The sequence below is a fragment of the Weizmannia sp. FSL W8-1119 genome (assembly GCF_038008605.1).
Taxonomy (GTDB): domain Bacteria; phylum Bacillota; class Bacilli; order Bacillales; family Bacillaceae_C; genus Weizmannia; species Weizmannia coagulans.
Map to the genome: position 1 here is coordinate 834,014 of NZ_JBBOZL010000001.1, position 18,673 is coordinate 852,686.

16 protein-coding genes and 1 pseudogene are annotated in these 18,673 nt (G+C 48.5%); 11 read left to right on the forward strand and 6 right to left on the reverse strand.

Going from position 1 to position 18,673, the window contains the following annotated elements; translation table 11 throughout:
• The first annotated feature begins 381 nt into the window (after positions 1-381).
• Both NSQ19_RS03860 and NSQ19_RS03865 read left to right on the forward strand, forming a co-directional pair.
• Positions 382-1,128 (forward strand): ABC transporter ATP-binding protein, encoded by a 747-nt coding sequence (locus NSQ19_RS03860; RefSeq protein WP_340702421.1) that lies wholly within the window; start codon positions 382-384, stop codon positions 1,126-1,128.
• On the forward strand, positions 1,115-2,329 hold the full coding sequence (locus NSQ19_RS03865; protein WP_328191847.1) for an ABC transporter permease: 1,215 nt from the start codon (positions 1,115-1,117) through the stop codon (positions 2,327-2,329). Before NSQ19_RS03860 ends, NSQ19_RS03865 begins: the two co-directional genes overlap by 14 nt.
• Positions 2,330-2,673: 344 nt before the next feature.
• On the opposite strand, the gene NSQ19_RS03870 is transcribed toward NSQ19_RS03865, so the two are convergent.
• The 3 genes from NSQ19_RS03870 to NSQ19_RS03880 all read right to left on the reverse strand — a co-directional run bounded on the left by NSQ19_RS03870 (position 2,674) and on the right by NSQ19_RS03880 (position 6,423).
• A complete protein-coding gene (locus tag NSQ19_RS03870) occupies positions 2,674-3,855 on the reverse strand; it encodes a M20 family metallopeptidase (RefSeq protein WP_285957901.1) in 1,182 nt (393 codons plus the stop codon).
• A 245-nt stretch (positions 3,856-4,100) separates the two neighbouring features.
• On the reverse strand, positions 4,101-5,495 hold the full coding sequence (locus NSQ19_RS03875; RefSeq protein ID WP_265115534.1) for a hypothetical protein: 1,395 nt from the start codon (positions 5,493-5,495) through the stop codon (positions 4,101-4,103).
• Positions 5,496-5,910: 415 nt separating this feature from the next.
• Entirely contained in the window at positions 5,911-6,423 is a 513-nt protein-coding gene (locus NSQ19_RS03880; protein ID WP_340702422.1) for an antibiotic biosynthesis monooxygenase family protein, read from the reverse strand.
• A 406-nt stretch (positions 6,424-6,829) separates the two neighbouring features.
• Here NSQ19_RS03880 and hemE point away from each other — a divergent pair, with 406 nt between their 5' ends.
• The 6 genes from hemE to NSQ19_RS03910 all read left to right on the forward strand — a co-directional run bounded on the left by hemE (position 6,830) and on the right by NSQ19_RS03910 (position 14,509).
• Positions 6,830-7,885, forward strand: coding sequence for a uroporphyrinogen decarboxylase (gene hemE / locus NSQ19_RS03885; protein ID WP_340702423.1), 1,056 nt, complete (start codon positions 6,830-6,832; stop codon positions 7,883-7,885).
• Complete coding sequence (hemH, locus tag NSQ19_RS03890) at positions 7,885-8,835, forward strand: ferrochelatase (RefSeq protein ID WP_061086509.1); 951 nt, start codon at positions 7,885-7,887, stop codon at positions 8,833-8,835. The genes hemE and hemH overlap by 1 nt, the downstream gene beginning before the upstream one ends.
• Positions 8,836-8,903: 68 nt before the next feature.
• Entirely contained in the window at positions 8,904-10,334 is a 1,431-nt protein-coding gene (hemY, locus tag NSQ19_RS03895; protein WP_340702424.1) for a protoporphyrinogen oxidase, read from the forward strand.
• A gap of 336 nt (positions 10,335-10,670) precedes the next feature.
• Complete coding sequence (locus NSQ19_RS03900; RefSeq protein WP_118498070.1) at positions 10,671-11,243, forward strand: TetR/AcrR family transcriptional regulator; 573 nt, start codon at positions 10,671-10,673, stop codon at positions 11,241-11,243.
• 29 nt (positions 11,244-11,272) lie between these two features.
• Complete coding sequence (locus tag NSQ19_RS03905; RefSeq protein WP_340702425.1) at positions 11,273-13,984, forward strand: YhgE/Pip domain-containing protein; 2,712 nt, start codon at positions 11,273-11,275, stop codon at positions 13,982-13,984.
• Positions 13,985-14,101: 117 nt separating this feature from the next.
• Entirely contained in the window at positions 14,102-14,509 is a 408-nt protein-coding gene (locus NSQ19_RS03910) for an MFS transporter (protein WP_259299098.1), read from the forward strand.
• 51 nt (positions 14,510-14,560) lie between these two features.
• Here NSQ19_RS03910 and NSQ19_RS03915 read toward each other — a convergent pair whose 3' ends face one another.
• Positions 14,561-15,529: a DMT family transporter gene (locus NSQ19_RS03915; RefSeq protein ID WP_118498067.1), complete on the reverse strand. Its 969-nt coding sequence runs from the start codon at positions 15,527-15,529 to the stop codon at positions 14,561-14,563.
• Positions 15,530-15,826: 297 nt separating this feature from the next.
• Between NSQ19_RS03915 and NSQ19_RS03920 the strand changes: the two are divergent.
• Positions 15,827-16,194, forward strand: a pseudogene (locus NSQ19_RS03920) (aldehyde dehydrogenase family protein); the annotation flags it as partial.
• A gap of 33 nt (positions 16,195-16,227) precedes the next feature.
• Here the strand turns inward: NSQ19_RS03920 and NSQ19_RS03925 are convergent.
• Positions 16,228-16,791: an SCO family protein gene (locus tag NSQ19_RS03925; protein ID WP_340702426.1), complete on the reverse strand. Its 564-nt coding sequence runs from the start codon at positions 16,789-16,791 to the stop codon at positions 16,228-16,230.
• Positions 16,792-16,891: 100 nt separating this feature from the next.
• Between NSQ19_RS03925 and NSQ19_RS03930 the strand changes: the two genes are divergently transcribed.
• Complete coding sequence (locus NSQ19_RS03930) at positions 16,892-17,383, forward strand: FixH family protein (RefSeq protein WP_340702427.1); 492 nt, start codon at positions 16,892-16,894, stop codon at positions 17,381-17,383.
• Here NSQ19_RS03930 and yhfH read toward each other — a convergent pair.
• Positions 17,335-17,472: a protein YhfH gene (gene yhfH / locus NSQ19_RS03935; protein WP_014095772.1), complete on the reverse strand. Its 138-nt coding sequence runs from the start codon at positions 17,470-17,472 to the stop codon at positions 17,335-17,337. The genes NSQ19_RS03930 and yhfH overlap by 49 nt on opposite strands.
• 193 nt (positions 17,473-17,665) lie before the next feature.
• Between yhfH and NSQ19_RS03940 the strand changes: the two genes are divergently transcribed.
• Positions 17,666-18,652 (forward strand): lipoate--protein ligase, encoded by a 987-nt coding sequence (locus NSQ19_RS03940; protein ID WP_340702428.1) that lies wholly within the window; start codon positions 17,666-17,668, stop codon positions 18,650-18,652.
• Positions 18,653-18,673 lie beyond the last annotated feature (21 nt).

An 18,673-nucleotide genomic window follows, 5' to 3' on the forward strand; every position in this document is an offset into this window, starting at 1 on the left:
AACTAGCCAAAAGCGCCTTTGATCAACACTTCATTTACGAATGATATGGTTGATAATGGGCTTCCTTAACTTTTTCCAACGCGATCATCCCCTTATTGGGTAACGTTTAAAGTGCATCGCCTTTAAACAGATTCACCGCCAGCACCTCATTGTAAAAGGTGCCTGGAAGTCGGTTATGGCTAATGTAAAGCATCGTTACTGGTCTTTGACAACCACCCCGATTGCATGTTTCCCCTGCAAGTATAGGATGGGCAAATGGCTGGAATTTATACATGCGTACCGCAAAAATTTTTCAGGCGCGCAGTTGGCATTCAGTCATGAACGCTTTCATGGTACAATAACGGTACAGATCAGAACTTTTGACACAAAGGGGTTCTTTAGATGACATTATTGGAAGTGGCGTCCTTAACAGGCGGATATACGAAAAAACCTGTGATTCAAGATGTTTCATTTACGGTAGAAGCGGGGCAGCTGGTCGGGCTGATCGGCTTAAACGGCGCCGGAAAAAGTACGACCATCCGGCATATTATCGGGTTAATGGAGCCGAAAAAAGGGCGGATCACGATCAACGGCAAAAACTTAAACGCGGATCCGGACGCTTATCGGAAGCAGTTTTCGTACATACCGGAAACCCCGATTTTATATGAGGAACTGACGCTGGAAGAACATTTGAAACTGGCGGCAATGGCATACGGCATCGATGAAAAAACCTATGCGGACAGAGCCGCACCTTTATTAAAGGAATTCCGCCTGCATAAAAAGCTTGGCTGGTTTCCGGCCAATTTTTCAAAAGGCATGAAGCAAAAGGTGATGATTATGTGCGCCTTTTTAGTCGAGCCGAGCCTGTACATTATTGACGAGCCTTTTCTCGGCCTCGACCCGCTCGGCATCCAGTCACTGCTGGATTTGATGGGCACGATGAAAAAAAAGGGGGCGGGAATCCTGATGTCCACCCATATTCTTGCAACGGCAGAACGGTATTGCGACGGATTTATCATTTTGCATAACGGGCGGATCCGCGCGAAAGGAACATTGGAAGAGCTTCAGCAGCAATTTTCGATGCCCGGCGCAACATTGGATGATTTATATATCCAATTGACAAAGGAAGATGACGATGAACGAAATTGACCTTCTTTGGAAAGAAAGGTTTGCTTCCTATTTAAAAAACTTAAGGCGCTATACCCGGTATATTTTTAATGACCATTTGCTGTTTGTGCTGATTTTCGGGCTGGGTGCCGCCGCTTTTTACTATAGCCGCTGGGTGAAGCATCTCAGTCCGGATTTTCCCGTTGCCCTTGTAATGGGCCTTTTGCTCGGGCTGTTTCTGGCGGCGAGCCCGGTGTACACGCTGTTAAAAGAAGCAGACCGGGTATTCCTTATCCCGATGGAAATGCGGATGCGCCCGTTTTTTAAAAAAGCGATCCTGTTTTCTTTCAGTATTCAAGCTTATCTGCTTTTGTTTGTGCTTGCCGCTTTGATGCCGATGTATGCGGCTGTTACGGGGCACGGATTCGGCCGTTTTTTTGGCCTGCTGGTCCTGCTTCTCGCGTTAAAAATGTGGAACCTGCTTTTGAGCTGGAATGTGTATAAACTGCCGGAACCGTATGCCCCTGTTTTCGACTGGATCATCCGGTTTGCATTAAGCGCCGCGTTTGTGTTTCTCGTTGTCAATGAGGCAAGCCTCTTTCTTGTGGGCATTCTGGCTGCCGTTATGCTCGGCTTGTTTCTGTATTTTTACCGGCTCGCCCAAAAACGGACACTCAGATGGGATGCGCTCATTGAACGCGAGCAAAGGCGGCTGATGGGCTTTTACCGGTTTGCAAATCTGTTTGCCGACGTGCCGGAACTCAAAGGGCAGGTCAAACGGCGCAAATGGCTCGATCCGCTCCTCGCCGGCATCCGATACGGCCAGGAACATACTTATCAATATTTATTTGCCCGCACGTTCCTCAGGACAAGCCAGTATTTCGGGCTTTTTGTGCGGCTGACCGCAATCGGGGCCGTGCTGTTGTTTTTCAGCCATGAACGGGTGCTCGCGCTCGTTCTAGCCGTCGTGTTTATTTATTTGACAGCTTTCCAAATGATTCCGATGATCGGATCCCACGATTTAAAAATCTGGCTGCGTCTCTATCCGGTGCCCCGCAAGTTAAAAGAAACATCTTTTATCCGGCTGCTTGCAGTCTGCCTGTATGTGCAGACGGCCATTTTTGCAGCGGCAGCCGCATTGAACGGCTTGTGGATGAACGGCCTTTTCGTTCTTGCGGCAGGAGCCGTATTTTCCTGGCTGCTTGTCGCCTGGTATGTTCCCGGAAAAATCCGTCGCCAGTAACGCCGGGCCGGAGTGCATGCCCTGTCCGTCAACTTAAAAAAACGGCACAGGCTCCTCATGCAAGCGGCGGGTTCGGTTAAAGCAGGTGGCAACCTGCCCGTAAACATGAAAAACGGCACAAGCCGGAGAGCCTGTGCCGTTTTTTCATGCCCAATCCGTCCAGTGCCGTTTTTAGCAATGCGCCCGTCTATGGCGTTTCAGCCACCGGCCAAAAAGCCGCCCTTTGCATTAGCAATTGCAAGTTTTTGCCGAAAAAACGGACCCTACGCCTGCAGCGGTTTTTCAAAACGCCCGGCTTGCCAGGAAAAAAACCGGGCTGGCAACGCTGATGCTTGAGCGCTTTTTCAGGCGTTCTGGTACCGGATGGCTGCTGCGCCCAAAGTTTTGGCGGCAATGAGCATCGCTTTTTCATGAATGTCAAAGCGCGGATGGTGATGCGGATAGGCCGGGTCGGCTTTTTCCGGGTCCGCCCCTGTAAAGAAAAAGGCGCCTTTTACATGCTGTAAGTAATAGGCAAAATCTTCCCCGATCATCGACGGGTCGACTTCTTCCACTTGGGTGACGCCTTCGATTTCTTTTGCGCAGTCCGCCAAAAATGCTGTTTCAGCCTCATGGTTCACAACCGGCGGATATCCGCGGAAATAGTCATAATCATATGTGCAGTCCGCGGCCAGGCATGTGCCTTGGATGATCCTTTCGATTTCTTTTTCCACCCTGTCCCGCACATCTTCGTCAAATGTCCGGACCGTGCCCGTGATTTTCGCCGTATCGGCAATGATATTGAAAGCATCGCCGGAAGAAAAGGACCCGACCGTTAAAACCGCGGACCGGATCGGATTAATCCGGCGGCTGATGACTTGCTGGAGATTCGTGACAAGTTGCGCCCCGGCCACGACTGCATCTTTCGAAAGATGGGGCTGGGCGCCATGCCCGCCATGGCCCTGGATCGTCACTTCAAACCGGTCGGCAGCCGCCATGAACGGCCCTTTCCGGTACTGGATGTGGCCAACCGGGACCGTTGCCCATAAATGCGTGCCGAAAATGGCGTCCACGCCTTCGAGACAGCCGTCTTCGATCATGGCTTTTGCCCCGCCCGGCGCGTATTCTTCGGCATGTTGATGGATGAAAACATACTCGCCTTCCAATTCGCTTTTCACTTCATGTATGGCTTTGGCGAGCATCAGCAGTGCCGCCGTATGCCCGTCGTGTCCGCATGCGTGCATCACACCCGGCACCTGTGATTGATAGGGCACATCATTTTCTTCCTGAATCGGCAGCGCGTCAAAATCGGCCCGGAGCGCGATCGTTTTTCCCGGCTTTGCGCCTTTTATACGGGCGACGACACCGTTTCCGCCGACATGTTCGCGCGGCCGGATGCCGAGGCTTTTGTAAAAATCAGAAATATAGCGGGCTGTTTCCACTTCTTTAAAGGACAGTTCCGGGTGCATATGGAGATATCTTCTTGTCTCCACCATTTCCGGGTAAAAACCGTCCAGTTTTTTATGTAATTTTTCCAACACTGTCATCTGCGATTCCCCCAACCTGTTATTTTTACTATTATACCATAATTGTGAAAAAGTCTGCTGCTTTATCGCGGTAACAGCTAAAAGGAAGCGGCACCTGCGGATGCAGGCTGCCGCTGTTGGCATATGTGAATGGGCGGGCGCCTTACTCCATCCATTTACAGCACCGTGTCTAAACGGGCCGCTGTTGGCCTGCGCGAATGGAGAGACCATAGCTTCAGCCGCCCCGTTTCCAGCCTGCTCTGCGGTCAGATTAGAAACATCGCGACAATTGTTGTCACAATGAGGCCGGTGATGACAGGGATTAAATTGCGCCTTGCCAGTTCAAACGGGTCGACATTGCAAATGGCAGCAGCTGGAATTAATGCCCACGGAATGATCGTTCCCCCGCCGACAAAAATTGCGGCAATTTGCCCAAGCGCGGTCAGGGTGGCGGCTTCCGAACCGATTGCATGGGCAAACAGCGCTGCAATTGAGCCGGCGAGCGAAATGCCGGAAAATCCCGAACCGTCAAGGCCGGTAATGACGCCGACTCCGGCTGTTGTCAGTGCGCCGATTTCTTTTGAAACCGGCATAACCGATGCCAGGGCGCTGCCGAGATCATTTACAATCCCCTGTGAAGCGCCCGGCAGATCGGCGCCGATCATCGTATGGAAACCATCGCCGCCAAGATAGAAAAATGCGGCAATCGGAATGACGGGGCCGAACACCTGGAAACCGAACTGCAGGCCGTCTATCAAATATTTTGTCACTTTTTCAAATCCGCTTTTACGGGAACCGGCCATTGTAATGAGAAGCAAGATCATGATCGAGGTGCCGCCAACGAGTGCGGTTGCCGCATCCCCCTGCAAATGAAAAAGAACCATGGCAACGATGTCAAGGATGAAAAACACAGGAATAAAAAAAGCAAAAAGTTTTTTGTATACCGGCTTGAGCCCGGGGACTTTTGCATCAGGCGGTGCAGTGCTCCCGGCCGGTTTCTCTCCGGCAGCAAGCAAGCCTTTTTTCATATCGCGTTTAAGCAGCAAAAAAGCGGTAACGGTCGTCACCACGCCCATCACAATGACGAGTGGGACGCTTGCTTCTATGACGGACGATACAGGAATGCCGGCGCCGTCAGCCGTCAGTTTCGGCGCCCCTTGGATGACATAGTCGCCGGAGAGGGCGATCCCGTGCCCGAACAAGTTCATGGCAACAGCCACGCCGATCGCCGGCAGCCCGACCCGGATCGCAACCGGCAAAAGCACAGCCCCCATCAGCGCGACAGCAGGGGATGGCCAAAAGAAAGTCGAGATAAACAGCATTAAAAAGCCGATGATCCAAAAAGCAAGATTCGGCCCTTTTATCAGTTTTGCGAACGGGGCCACCATCACATCATTGATTCCGGTATCAAGCATGCTCCTGCTCATCGAGACGATAATGGAAATGACAAGAATGATGGGCAGCAATTCTTTGATCGCAAATACAAAACTCGTAAAAATACCGCTGACAGACGCAGTGAACGATCCGGTTGCAATCCATGCAATGATGAAAATACCGGCAATACATACAAGGGACGTATCCTTTTTCAGGACCATCATCAGGATAATGAAAAGAATAAACATCAAATATACAAAGTGAATGGCAGTCAAATCAATGCCCATTTTCATTGCCCCCTTCTTGATGCAGCATATGGCGGGGGCAAGAAATGGGTGACTGTCACGATAATGCCTGCCACCCTCCGGATCATGCCGCAGGCCATCTGCGGGGCGTGCAGGCACGGTTTTACCTGCCTATCCTGTTCCGGAACCTTTGCAAATCAGTGTACCTAGTTTTTGAATCTCTGTACTGGCCTGCCTTTTTCGCGGCTGATTTGCAGGCCGGGCGCGGAAAGACAGGCTGCGGACTAAATTTTTTTCCCGATTGGCACTCCCACTTTCCCGCTCTGGAATTTTTCCAATCGCCCATTCTTCCGGTTCCTGAAATGGTCCGTGTATATCGAGGGGCCGGCCGGCAGCCTGCTTAACGGGCGGTTACAGCAACAGATCCCGGCTGCCTGAGCAGGCGGCCGGGATCTGTTTATCCTTCCTCTTCATCTTGCGGGATGACATATTCTTTTGTAAAAGCAGGGGCGTCATACGTGCTCTTGTTTGCGCCAATTTCTGTTAGATCCAGGCTGTGGACGAGCAAATAATCAATGGAACGCTTCCACTTTTCGAAACTCTCTTCGTCTTTCCAGCCGGTAATGGCGATATACGTATCCCCTTTTACCGGGCGGAGGAGCCGGTATGCTGCAAAGCCGGGCTTGCTTTCTATGGTCGGGGTGTTTTTTTTGAAGTGGAATTCGTAAACCGGTTTTCCTTCATCCGGAATCGGAAGATGGGTAAAAATGAAGAATATGCCGTCTTCCAAATTTCCGCTGGAGGCAGCCAGCTGATAACGGCGTGGCGAGGCAAAAACGGTTTTCCCCTCCGTTTCGTGCAACAACAGCGCATGTTCCGGGTTTTGCAACAGCACCATCTTTTCATCGGGATACTTTTCCTTTATTTTTAAGAGAAAAGCATAAGTACCCGTTGTGACGTAGACATTCATTTTGATCACCCCTCTCTGCTTCCAGTTTAACCTATATCTTTCCGCTGTTCAATTTGTAAAGTTTTGCAAAATAAAGACGGCGGCCGAAAGCGAATAGAAATAGGAAGCGGCTCACGCCTTTTCATCTTTTCTGTCTGTGCCGGAGAGGCGATGGGGGAAGGAAGCGGCACAAAATGGAATAATAATGAAAAAACCGGGCAAAAATCGGACATAGCCTGTATTCGCGTACAACCATAAGGAAAAGCAAAATACGGCAAATTTGTGACAGTTGGAAGAGCTGGCTGCACAATGCTTTTTGAAACGATTATAGTAAAAAAGATATTGCCCTCTCAGGATAAAATAGTTTTTATTTGAAAAGAATTATTATAAAATAAATGGTGACTGTGTGGCGTGAGGAGGATAACATTTGAAGAAAAAGATCTTAAACGATTCCCTTTTAAAAGCGGCAAGGGGAGAACAGGCAGGCCGCGTCCCCGTCTGGTATATGCGGCAGGCCGGCAGATCCCAGCCCGAGTACCGTAAACTGAAAGAAAAGTATTCTCTGTTCGACATCACGCATCAGCCGGAACTTTGCGCATATGTGACAAGGCTGCCGGTAGAGCATTATGATGTGGATGCCGCCATTCTTTATAAAGATATCATGACACCGCTCCCCGCCCTCGGTGTGGAAGTTGAAATCCTCAAAGGAGCAGGCCCTGTCATACATAACCCGGTTTCTTCGTTAAAAGATGTGGAAAAATTGGGGGAGTTGCATCCGGAAGAAGATGTTCCCTATGTACTGGAGACGATCCGGCTGTTGACGGAGGAACAGTTGGCGGTTCCGTTGATCGGATTTTCCGGCGCGCCTTTTACCTTGGCCAGTTATATGATTGAAGGCGGGCCTTCAAAAGATTATCGAAAAACAAAAGCGTTTATGTATACGGAACCAAAAGCGTGGTTTGCGCTGATGGAAAAACTGGCTGATATGATCATTGTGTATGTAAAAGCGCAAATCAAAGCCGGTGCGAGCGCCATCCAAATATTTGATTCATGGGCGGGCGCTTTAAATGCAGCGGATTACCGCAATTATATGAAACCTGTGATGGAACGGATATTTACCGCATTGCGAACAGAAAATACCCCGTTCATCCTGTTCGGTGTCGGGGCCGGGCATCTGGCGTTGGAATGGAACAGCCTGCCAATTGATGTGGTTGGCCTCGACTGGCGGCTGTCGATCCAAAAAGCGCGCGCGCTCGGCGTGACAAAAGCAATCCAGGGGAATCTTGACCCCGCCGTGCTCTTGGCCCCGTGGGAAGTTATTCAAGAAAAGGCGGCCGCCATACTGGACGAAGGCATGGCGCAGCCGGGTTACATCTTTAACCTCGGGCATGGTGTCACCCCTGATGTCCGTCCGGAAACATTAAAAAGGCTGACAACGTTTATTCATGAATACAGCGAAAGAAAACAACAGGAGGGAGCATAATGGAAAAGAAAAAAATCGGACTGCTCGTGATGGCGTACGGCACGCCGTATAAAGAAGAAGATATTGAGCGTTACTATACCCATATCCGGCACGGGAGAAGGCCCCAGGATGAGATGCTGGAAGATTTGAAGCGCCGGTATAAAGCAATCGGAGGTCTGTCCCCGCTCGCCAAAATAACAGAAAACCAGGCATATGCGCTTGAAGCGAGGCTGAATGAACGGACGGACGGAGCGGAATTTAAAGCTTATATTGGCTTAAAACATATTGAACCTTTTATTGAAGATGCCGTCAAACAAATGCATGATGACGGCATTGAAGAAGCGGTATCGATCGTGCTTGCGCCACATTACTCGGCTTTTAGCGTGAAATCATACAACGAAAGGGCGAAAGAAGCAGCGGCAAAACTGGGCGGACCCGCCATCCAATCGGTCGAAAGCTGGTATGATGAACCGAAATTTGTCGATTTTTGGGCACATCAATTGAAGAAAACGTATGCTACAATGAGTGAAGAAGAACGCACGTCTTCCTGCTTGATTGTATCCGCCCACAGCCTTCCGGAAAAAATTCTGCAGTACGGCGATCCGTATCCGGAACAAATCCGGGAAACCGCTGATCTGATTGCGGAGGCAGCGGGCGTGCAGACGTATGCAGTCGGCTGGCAAAGCGCAGGCAATACGCCGGATCCGTGGCTCGGCCCCGATGTGCAAGACCTTACAAGAACGCTGTATGAAAAACATCATTATAAAGCCTTCATTTATGCGCCGGTCGGGTTCGTTGCGGAACATCTGGAAGTTTTATATGATAACGATTATGAGTGCAAGGCAGTTTGCGATTCAGTTGGCGCATCGTATTACCGCCCGGAAATGCCGAATGACAACCCGGCTTTTATTGATTCGCTGGCTGAGGCTGTTTTGAAAAAAACAAAATCAGGGTTGCTGCCGCAAGAATAGGCAGCCGCCTGAGATTTTTTAACGGATTTCCATAAAACATGACATTATTGCCAAAGAAGGTGCTGACCATGGCCGGAAACATAAAAAAAGTAGCTGTGCTTGGCGGCGGAATCACCGGCTTGACAGCTGCTTATTATTTGCGGCGCCTTGTTGAGGACCAACAGCTGCCGTTTGATGTGATATTGTTGGAAAAAGGGCGCCGGCTTGGCGGAAAAATCCAGACGGTCAGGCGGGACGGATTTGTCATTGAACGCGGGCCGGATTCTTTTCTGGCAAGAAAGCAAAGCGCTTTGCATCTGGCAGAAGATCTCGGGCTGTCGCCTTCCCTCGTATCCAATGCGACAGGCAAATCTTATATTTTATTAAACCAACAGCTCTATCCGGTGCCAAGAGGTTCTGTGATGGGCATTCCGACAAGATTGGCGCCTTTTTTTGCTTCCCCTTTGTTTTCTGTTACCGGCAAAATCCGGGCGCTCTGCGATTTGATCCTGCCCCGGAAAAATACCGGCGAAGACCGGTCAGTCGGGGATTTTGTCCGCTACCGGCTCGGTGAAGAAGTGCTGGAAAACCTTGTCGAACCATTATTGTTCGGGGTGTATGCCGGAGATGTAGACGAGCTGAGCGTGCTGGCAACGCAGCCTCAATTTTTCGAGGCTGTCCAAAAACACCGAAGCCTGATCCTCGGCATGAAAAAAGTAGCGGCGGAATTTGCGCAAGACTCCAGGCCAACCCGGAATAAGGGTGCTTTTTTAACCTTTCAAAACGGCCTCGAAACGCTCGTTGAAGCACTTGAGGAAAAAATCGGCGCTGAGGCGGTCATGAAGGGCGTGACAGTGGATACGGTTGAAATGAGTACGGGCGGTGGGGATTACAGGATCACACTGACAAATGGAACCCGCATCACAGCGGATTATATTATCTCGGCCCTTCCTCATTTTTCGCTCCCCCATATTTTTTCAAAGTATGCTTTTTTTGCGCCGCTTGAAAAGGTGCCATCCACATCTGTTGCAACAGTCTCGATGGCGTTTCCGGAGAGCGCGGTGAAAAAAGACATTGACGGGACAGGCTTTGTGGTGACGAGAAACAGTGATTATACAATTACCGCCTGCACCTGGACGCATAAAAAATGGCCGCATACAGCACCGGAAGGAAAGGCGTTGCTCCGCTGCTATATCGGCCGGTCAGCGGAATCCGCAGTCGTCGATCTCGCGGATGACAGGATTCAGAAAATCGTGCTGGAAGATTTAAATAAAATCATGGAAATAACAGCAGAACCGGAGTTTACTGTTGTTTCCCGCTGGAAATATGCGATGCCGCAATATACGGTGGGCCATAAAGCAAGAATCGGGAAAATTTTAGCGGCAGCCAAAAACGAATTGCCGGGCATTTCTTTTGCCGGCAGCTCGTTTAACGGGGTCGGCGTGCCGGACTGCATCTCCCAGGGAAGGGCGGCGGTTGGCGAGATGCTCCGGTACTTCCGGCTTCGGGCTGAATTTTAATAGGTGATGAAGAAAGCGGCATGGTGCATTCGGCTGGCACCTGCCGTTTTTATTGTCACGGAAACGGGAATGAGGGATGTGTAAAATCTTTTCCGGCGCGTTGCCATGCAAGTATGGCGCAGCGGCGGGAGATCATTCCCAACGAAGGAATGCTTTTACTTGAAGAAACGAATGAAAAATGCGCCAATGAAAAGCACTGCAGAGACTTGGCCGGAAGCATCATGGTTCCCGGATAACAAATACTTGATGTTCAGGAGGAAACGTGGTATATTACTTTTTGTACGAAAATGACCAAAAAACCAAATCAGTCACTCGTTCTAACGGGAGGTGGAAAGCTTGGAAACGGACCGCAGGCTGCAAATATTAAACGCTGCTACAAAATCTTTTGCCCAGTATGGTTATAAAGCGACAACAATGGATTTGATCGCCAAAATGGGCAACGTCGGAAAGGGGACCATTTACAATTTTTTTCGCAATAAAGAAGAATTATTCCATGAAATCATTGCCCGCCTGATTGATGAAATGGAGCAGGTGGCGGAAGCGTCAATGGATCCGGAAGCTTCTTTTTATGCCAATCTGCATTCCGCCCTGTTCAGCATTCTTGAATTCCGCAAAACCCATCAGCTGACGCTTAAATTATTCGAAGAGCAGAAAGAAATGGGAACGCCGGCCGTCAATGACATGGTCGAGAAAATTGAAGAGAAGATCATTGACTACCTGAAAGGAATGCTGGAACGGGCGATACAGGCGGGGAAAATCAAACCGTGCAATCCGGAGTTGACCGCTTTTATCATGTTTAAACTGTATGTCGCCATTATTTTTGACTGGGAAAAACACCATGATTCTCTGTCGAAGGAAGAAATTGCGGAGGCGTTTGAACTGTATTTGTTAAAAGGGCTGCAGAACTGATTTTTCGGCTGGAAAAGGAGGTATTTTAGATGGACAATTTATGGTTCGCGGAAATACGGAGTATTTTACGTTCGCCGAAAAAGCTGATTGAAACGGCAGCCATTATTCTTGTGCCAATTTTATATGCCGGCATGTTTATCTGGTCTCTTTGGGATCCGTACGGGCATATCGAAAAATTGCCGGTTGCCGTTGTAAATAAAGACAAAGGGGCACAAATGGAGGGGGAACATCTCGCCCTCGGGGATAAGCTCGTCAAAAATTTAAAAGAAAAGGACACCTTTAATTTTCACTTTGTCGATCAGCAAACGGCGGAGAAAAAACTGAAAGATAACCAATATTATATGATTATAGAGATCCCTGAAGATTTCTCTAAAAACGCAACCACTTTACTGGATAAAAACCCACAAAAATTGCAGCTGAACTATATTCAAAACCAGGCAATGAACTATATTTCTTCCAAAATTGAAGAATCTGCAATGACAAAAATAAAATCGAGCGTTGCGGAACAGGTGACAAAAACGTATGCGGAAGAAGTATTCGGCAAAGTGAAAGAGATGGCAAACGGCTACCGGTCTGCCGGAAACGGGGCAAAAAGCCTTGCCAAAGGAAGCGGCAAACTAAAAGACGGCGCTGTTGTCTTAAGAAAAGGAACGGAAAATTTGTTGACCGGCGCTACCGCCCTGAATGACGGCATCGGCCGGGTCCATAACGGGGCGGTTGATTTAAACAAGGGCGCTTTGAAACTGTATAACGGTTCACGCACGCTCGGCGAAGGGATCGCCCAGGTTGACAGCGGCGCCGTTGCCTTGAAAAACCATTTGGCCCAATTGGCGGCAAGCTCGGTTACTTTTTCAAACGGGCTGTCGGAGGCAAAATCGGGTGCGGATAAGGTAGCAAATGGTTCAAAAACGCTGGCCTCGGGTATGAACCAGCTTGCCTCGGCAAGCGGCCAGTTGCTTGATGCGTCGAAACAGCTTCAAACGGGAGCCGGCAAGGTGGCAGACGGGAGCGCCAAATTAAGTAATGGCTTAAATAGGGTAAACAGCCAGCTTCCGGCGTTAACGAGCGGCACCGCCGAAGTGCAATACGGCGTGAAAGAGCTGCAACAAAAGTTGCCTGAAGAGCTTGCAGCGGGCATTACAAGCCAGATGGAGAAAAACATGAAGAAAAACATGGAGACCAGGCTTACCATCCTTCAGCCGCAAATCGATGAGAAAATCGATAAGATGAGCGGTAGCATGTTTGACCAGCAAAAGGACCAGGCAGAACACCTGCTCATCTATTTAAAAAAAGAGCTGCCAGAGCTGCCAGATGAAACGTATCAGACGGTTTCCAACCAAATCTTAAGTAATTATACACCTGAAAAGAAACAAACATTCCAGAAAGCATTCCGAGAGCAGGTCAAAAAGCAGCTTTTGGCCTCGTTAACCAGCGGGTCTGCATCTACGCAACCCGATTTGCAAAGCCAAATTCAACAGGCGATTGCTCCGTACTTTTCTGATCTGAACAAAGGGCTTACAGAGGTAAGCAGCGGGCAGCAACAATTGCAAACCGGTATTGGCGAACTCGCCAAAGGCGCCAATCGTTTGAATGACGGCGCACAGCAACTTGCAAGCGGCCAAAATGCATTCGTCAAAAACGCAACCATTTTTAATGAAAAACTGCAACAAGCTGCATCCGGCGCAAACAGCCTCGAATCCGGGGCAACGGCGGTTGCATCCGGGCTCGGGCAGCTTTCCGGCGGTTCAGGCCAGCTCGTAAACGGAACGAAACAACTGGCAAACGGTTCAAGCGCGCTTGCAGAAGGGACCGGAAAACTGGCAGAAGGTTCAAATGAATTGACGAATGGTACACAATCACTTGCGAATGGCTCAAGCGTGCTCGTAAAAGGCACGTCCCAATTATTAAATGGCGCAGCCCAGTTGCAAAGCGGAAGTAAGCAGTTGAACAACGGTGCGGGCAGCCTTGTTTCCGGCACGGGCCAATTAAATGCCGGCGCAGATAAACTGAGCAATAAACTTGGCAAAGCGGCTGACCAGGCCGGGGCCATCAATCCGACCGACGCCACTTATAATATGATGAGCAGCCCGGTCCGGCTGAACCATGATGCTGTGACAAAAGTGCCGAACTATGGTACCGGCCTTGCTCCGTATTTCTTATCGCTCGGGCTTTTTGTCGGCGGATTATTGCTGACAGTTATCTACAATGTAAAAGCCCCGGCAATCATGCCGAAAAACGGGGTAACCTGGTTTCTTGGAAAATTCGGCGTCATGGCACTGATCGGCATCTTACAATCGCTTTTGGCAGATTTCATTCTGCTTGATCTGCTGAAATTGCATGTGCAAAGTGTGCCACTGTTTATCTTTGCAACCATTATGACGAGCCTGACTTATATGGCGATCATCCAATTTTTGGGTGCGGCATTCGAGAACCCGGGCAGGTACATTGCGGTCATCATTTTGATTTTGCAACTGACGACAAGCGCAGGCACCTTCCCGCTTGAATTGATTCCAAAGCCGCTTCAGGCTGTCCATGACCTGATGCCGATGACATATTCGCTGCAAATGTTTAAAGCGGTGATTTCAAGCGGCGATTTCAGTTTCATGTGGCAAAATGCCGATAAGCTTTCGGTCTTTTTTGCGGCGTTTATCTTTCTTTCCCTTCTCTACTTTGTTGTGAAATTTAGACACCTTCATAAGATGGTAGAAAAGGAGGGGGCAGCCTCTCCGATGGAAGCATAAGAGATTTGCTGTGAAAGCGGCAGGACGAAGCCATTTTGGCCGGTCCTGCTGTTTTTTTATGGCTGTATTTGTAAACAGAGCTGCATGCCGGTCTTTGCATCTCAAGCGGCTTGCCGCATGGCTTATTTTGACTTTTACAGGGATGAATTGGTTCTCCCTTTTGTCATTCTCTGGGGAAGCGCTGCCGGATTTGGCGCCCAGGCATTTTACGGCTTGTGGGCGAGTGAATTGTTCCCGACGCGGTACCGCGCGGGCGCACAGGGGTTCATTTATTTCCTCGTCCGGTTCGGGATTGCCATCTGGTTTTTTCTGTTTCCAACCATTATGGACACGCTCAGTTTTAAAGTAGCGGGAATTGTGATGATCGTATTCCTTGTCATCCACTGTATCATCGGAATCGTTCTCGCGCCGTCTACACAAGGAAAAACGCTGGAAGAAATTGAAAAAGAACGGTTCGGGACCGTCCGGGGCGGGGAAAAACCAGCCGTTTCACCGGCAACCCCGGCGGAACAGCTGAACCAGTAAAACAAAAAAGGCACAAGTGCGGATCACACTTGTGCCTTTTTCATGAAAAGATTATCTGTTTTTTGCCCGGCTGACCCTGAGTTCGGGCTGTTTGCTTCCAGCCGGCAGCAACGTCATCAGCGAACCTGCGACGATCAGGATAATCCCGACCGCAACAGCCGGCGTAATCTCCTCTCTGAGAAAAATGAGCGCCAAAACCGGTGCCAGCGCCGGCTTAATAAAGAAAACCATCGAAGCCGTTGAGGCGCTCGTTACATCCATGGCAAGGAAGTAAAACGCAAACCCGAGCCCGGTGACAAAAATGCCGATATAAATCAGGCTTGGCAGCGTATGCCATGCAATTCCGCGGAACACGGGCACATTTGCAAATACGCCGAGGCCAATGGAACGCAGCCAGCCCGCAACAAACCCGATTTTCGAAAGCAATACAAGCGCAAGGATTTCCATACTGCCGGTAAAAAAGCTCAGGCAGGTTAAAATGACGCCGTCGCATTTAAATTGCTGGCTGCCCTTTCTGCCGACAACACTGTAAAGCGCAAACGTAACCGCCGAAAGAAGCGCAACAATAATGCCGAAAGGGCTTTGGATTTCAAACGGGTTGACGATAAACAAAATTCCGGCTAGGCTAATGCCCAATGCAACCAGCGTCCGCTTCGAAAGACGCTCTTTTAAAAGAAAATGGGCGAGCGGAATAACAAACAGCGGGTTGCAGCTGAACAAAATCGCAACGGTGGAAGCTTTCGTATAAACAATGGCCAATTGGTAAAATGTCATGCTGATCACAACACATAAAAAGCCGGTTACAACAAAAAACAAAAAATGGTCCTTTGTCATGTGAAAATGATATTTTTTCATATGCTGAAACGCCAATGGCGACAAAATAACCGCGCCAATAAAAAAGCGAAGCAGGTTTAATTGAATCGGATGAAACGTACCGGCAACCATTTTTATGGCAATTTCCATCGTGCTGAAAAATACAGCAGACAAAACAATATACAAAAATCCTTTTTTCATGTTCATTACCTCGATCTCATTAAAATGTTTAAATGGTTATCCGGTCATCTGATGATCAACCAAAAAAAGCAGGGCAAATTTCCCCTATTCCAATTTTATTCCATCTCCTATTATAATGCTCTTCCGTTCATAAGGAAAAGGACAACTATGTGAACAATAGAACAAATTGGTGGCTGCCGCTTAAAGAATTCGTTTCCTTCCCCTCTCTTCTTATTTTTCTTTTGATTTTCGCTGTTTTTCTTATGGATTTGTTTGCGGAGAAGCGGGAAAGCCTAAGGCTTGAGCCTTCAAAACCAGGGCGAAAGGGACAAAGGCTACTATTATGAGCCGACCGTGCTTGTCAATGTCGATAACACAATGGAAATCATGCACGAGGAAATTTTCGGGCCGGTTCTCCCGATTGCCACGTTTAAAACGCTTGATGAGGCGATTGAACTGGCGAAGACTACCAATACGGCCTGACTTCCGCCATTTTCACTTCCAATGTGGATACGATGATGCGCGCCAGCAATGAATTGAAATTTGGCGAAACGTATGTGAACCGTGAAAGCTTTGAAGCGATCCAGGGCTTCCACGCCGGCTGGAGAAAATCGGGCGTCGGCGGCGCAGACGGCAAACACGGGCTTGAGGAATACTTGCAAACGCATGTTGTATATGTACAGTATAAATAATCAAAAGCGCCGGCCACCAGCCGGCGTTTTTGATTATCGCAGTCTTTCGATTTCTTTCATGATTTTGTCAGCATCAAAGTCCGCGCTCCCGTCAAAGTCTTTTATAAGCTCGCCGTTTTTATTGACGACATAAAAACTGGTGCCATGCACAACCTGGTCATTTCCGTCCGATTTAGCGACCGGGTTTTTAAAATTTTTCATCGCAAACTTTTCGATTTTTTTCTGCGAATAGCCGGTAAGGAAATGCCACATGGAAAAATCGCTGTTAAATTGGTTGGCAAATTGTTTCAGCTTTTGTGGCGTATCCACTTCGGGGTCGATGCTGAAAGATACAAGCTCCACATCTTTGTAACCTGCTTTTTTGATTTTCTCCTGCAATTCGCTCATATGCAACGTCATCGGGGGGCACACCGTTTTACAGCTCGTAAAAATAAAGTCGGCCACCCACACTTTCCCCTTTAAATCGCTCAGGCTAAAAAATTTCCCGTTCTGATCCGTAAATTGAAAGTGTTCAACTGGATCCCCCTTTGGCGCACAGGAGGAAAGCGCTGGAAGCAAAAATGCGAACAACACGAAAAGTGCCATCTTTCTCTTCAAATCAGCCCCCCCTTTACGGATGTAAGCGGTATTTTGTATGATCATTATAACATGTATTTTCAGTATAAACGGTCAAAACAGAAAAAAGAGGGTGGAAATGGTGAGAAAGTGGATCCTGGCGGGCTTGTTCCTGATGGCCGCCTCGCTCTTTGCCGGATGCGGAAAACAGGAGACGGCGGCTGTAAAACCGGCGAAATTGGTAAAAGTACAGCTCATCGTTCCCAAAACGGCTGACGCCGGCACAAACATCCCGTTAAAGGCGGTGGTCACACAAGGGAAAGAAAAAGTAGACGATGCAGACGAAGTGAAGTTTGAAATCTGGAAGAAAAATTCGGATAAAAACAGCTCGATGCTGGAAGCGAAGCATGACCAGCACGGCATTTATACCGCAAAAACGGTCATTAAAGAACCCGGCACATATACGGTCCAGGTGCATGTGACAGCGCGAAAAATGCATGTCATGCCTAAAACCGATTTATCTGTAAATTTAAAAAAAACGGGCAGCGTGAAGGCGTTTTTTCATGCCTTGCGCTGCCCTTTTTGCTATTCATGGCTTTTCACGTGCAGGCAGTTCGGGCATGTATTGCCGTAGCATTCCGACTGCTCATCGATTTTTTCGCCGCATTCTGTGCAATATTTATCAGGCAGGTTTTTGAAAAAGTCTAAAATATTTTGTACCATTTTCACGACTCCTTTGTTATATAACTGTTTATTATATTTTTAATTGTATTATAACAGTTTTCGAATGTCAATGGCGAAATGGTGAATTTTTTAAAAAAATAGAGAAAAGATCAAAGATTGCCCACGGGCATCCCTTGTTCTATAATGAAAATGAAAGGGATTGCTTTACATTTTGCATAAAGGAGGCGGCATGATGCTGTTTATTGATAACCAGGGCATTACCGACCCGCGCATCAACCTTGCCATCGAAGAATATGCCCTGAAAAATCTTGATATCAATGAAACTTATTTGCTTTTTTACATAAACCAGCCGTCGATTATCATCGGACGCAACCAAAACACGATTGAAGAAATCAACACGGATTACGTGGACAAAAACGGTGTCATCGTCGTCCGCAGGCTTTCCGGCGGCGGCGCGGTGTACCATGATCTCGGCAACATCAATTTCAGTTTCATCACAAAAGATGACGGCGAGTCCTTCAGCAATTTCCGCAAATTTACCGACCCGGTTGTGCAGGCATTGCGCAAACTCGGTGTAAACGCAGAATTGAGCGGGCGCAATGACATTCAGGTCGGCAACCGGAAAATTTCGGGGAACGCGCAGTTTTCCACAAACGGGCGCATGTTCAGCCACGGCACCCTGATGCTCAATTCAGAACTTGATAAAGTCGCACAGGCTTTAAAGGTCAAAAAAGAAAAAATCGAATCAAAAGGGATCAAGTCAGTGAGGAGCCGCGTCGCCAACATCTCCGAATTTCTCGACCGCCCGATCTCCATGCCGGCATTCAGGCAATTGCTTTTGGAAAACATTTTCGGCGGCAAGGACATACCAGAATATAAGCTGACCGAAAAGGATTGGGAAAAAATCCGCCAAATTTCAAAAGAGCGGTACCAGACATGGGAATGGAACTATGGAAAATCGCCAAAATTCAATCTCCGCCATTCCCAGCGTTTTCCGGCGGGAACGGTCGATGTGCGGCTTGACGTGAACAAAGGGATCATCGAAAACTGCAAAATTTACGGCGATTTTTTCGGCATCGGAGAAGTAAAAGATATAGAAGAAAAGCTGGCCGGCTGCCGTTATGAGCGCGCCGGCATTGAAAAAGCGTTGGAAGGCACAGATATCCGGCATTATTTTGGCAACATAACGAAAGAAGACTTTATCAGCCTCATCTATTAAGAACACACAAATTCCCGGGTT

Coding starts and splice junctions, on each gene's coding strand:
- NSQ19_RS03870 (WP_285957901.1), bottom strand. CDS start 3,855: ATGACAGTGTTGGAAAAATTACATAAAAAACTGGACGGTTTTTACCCG.
- NSQ19_RS03905 (WP_340702425.1), top strand. CDS start 11,273: ATGGACAATTTATGGTTCGCGGAAATACGGAGTATTTTACGTTCGCCG.
- NSQ19_RS03875 (WP_265115534.1), bottom strand. CDS start 5,495: ATGGGCATTGATTTGACTGCCATTCACTTTGTATATTTGATGTTTATT.
- yhfH (WP_014095772.1), bottom strand. CDS start 17,472: ATGGTACAAAATATTTTAGACTTTTTCAAAAACCTGCCTGATAAATAT.
- NSQ19_RS03865 (WP_328191847.1), top strand. CDS start 1,115: ATGAACGAAATTGACCTTCTTTGGAAAGAAAGGTTTGCTTCCTATTTA.
- NSQ19_RS03860 (WP_340702421.1), top strand. CDS start 382: ATGACATTATTGGAAGTGGCGTCCTTAACAGGCGGATATACGAAAAAA.
- NSQ19_RS03910 (WP_259299098.1), top strand. CDS start 14,102: ATGGCTTATTTTGACTTTTACAGGGATGAATTGGTTCTCCCTTTTGTC.
- hemH (WP_061086509.1), top strand. CDS start 7,885: ATGGAAAAGAAAAAAATCGGACTGCTCGTGATGGCGTACGGCACGCCG.
- NSQ19_RS03880 (WP_340702422.1), bottom strand. CDS start 6,423: ATGAATGTCTACGTCACAACGGGTACTTATGCTTTTCTCTTAAAAATA.
- hemY (WP_340702424.1), top strand. CDS start 8,904: ATGGCCGGAAACATAAAAAAAGTAGCTGTGCTTGGCGGCGGAATCACC.
- NSQ19_RS03940 (WP_340702428.1), top strand. CDS start 17,666: ATGCTGTTTATTGATAACCAGGGCATTACCGACCCGCGCATCAACCTT.
- NSQ19_RS03915 (WP_118498067.1), bottom strand. CDS start 15,529: ATGAACATGAAAAAAGGATTTTTGTATATTGTTTTGTCTGCTGTATTT.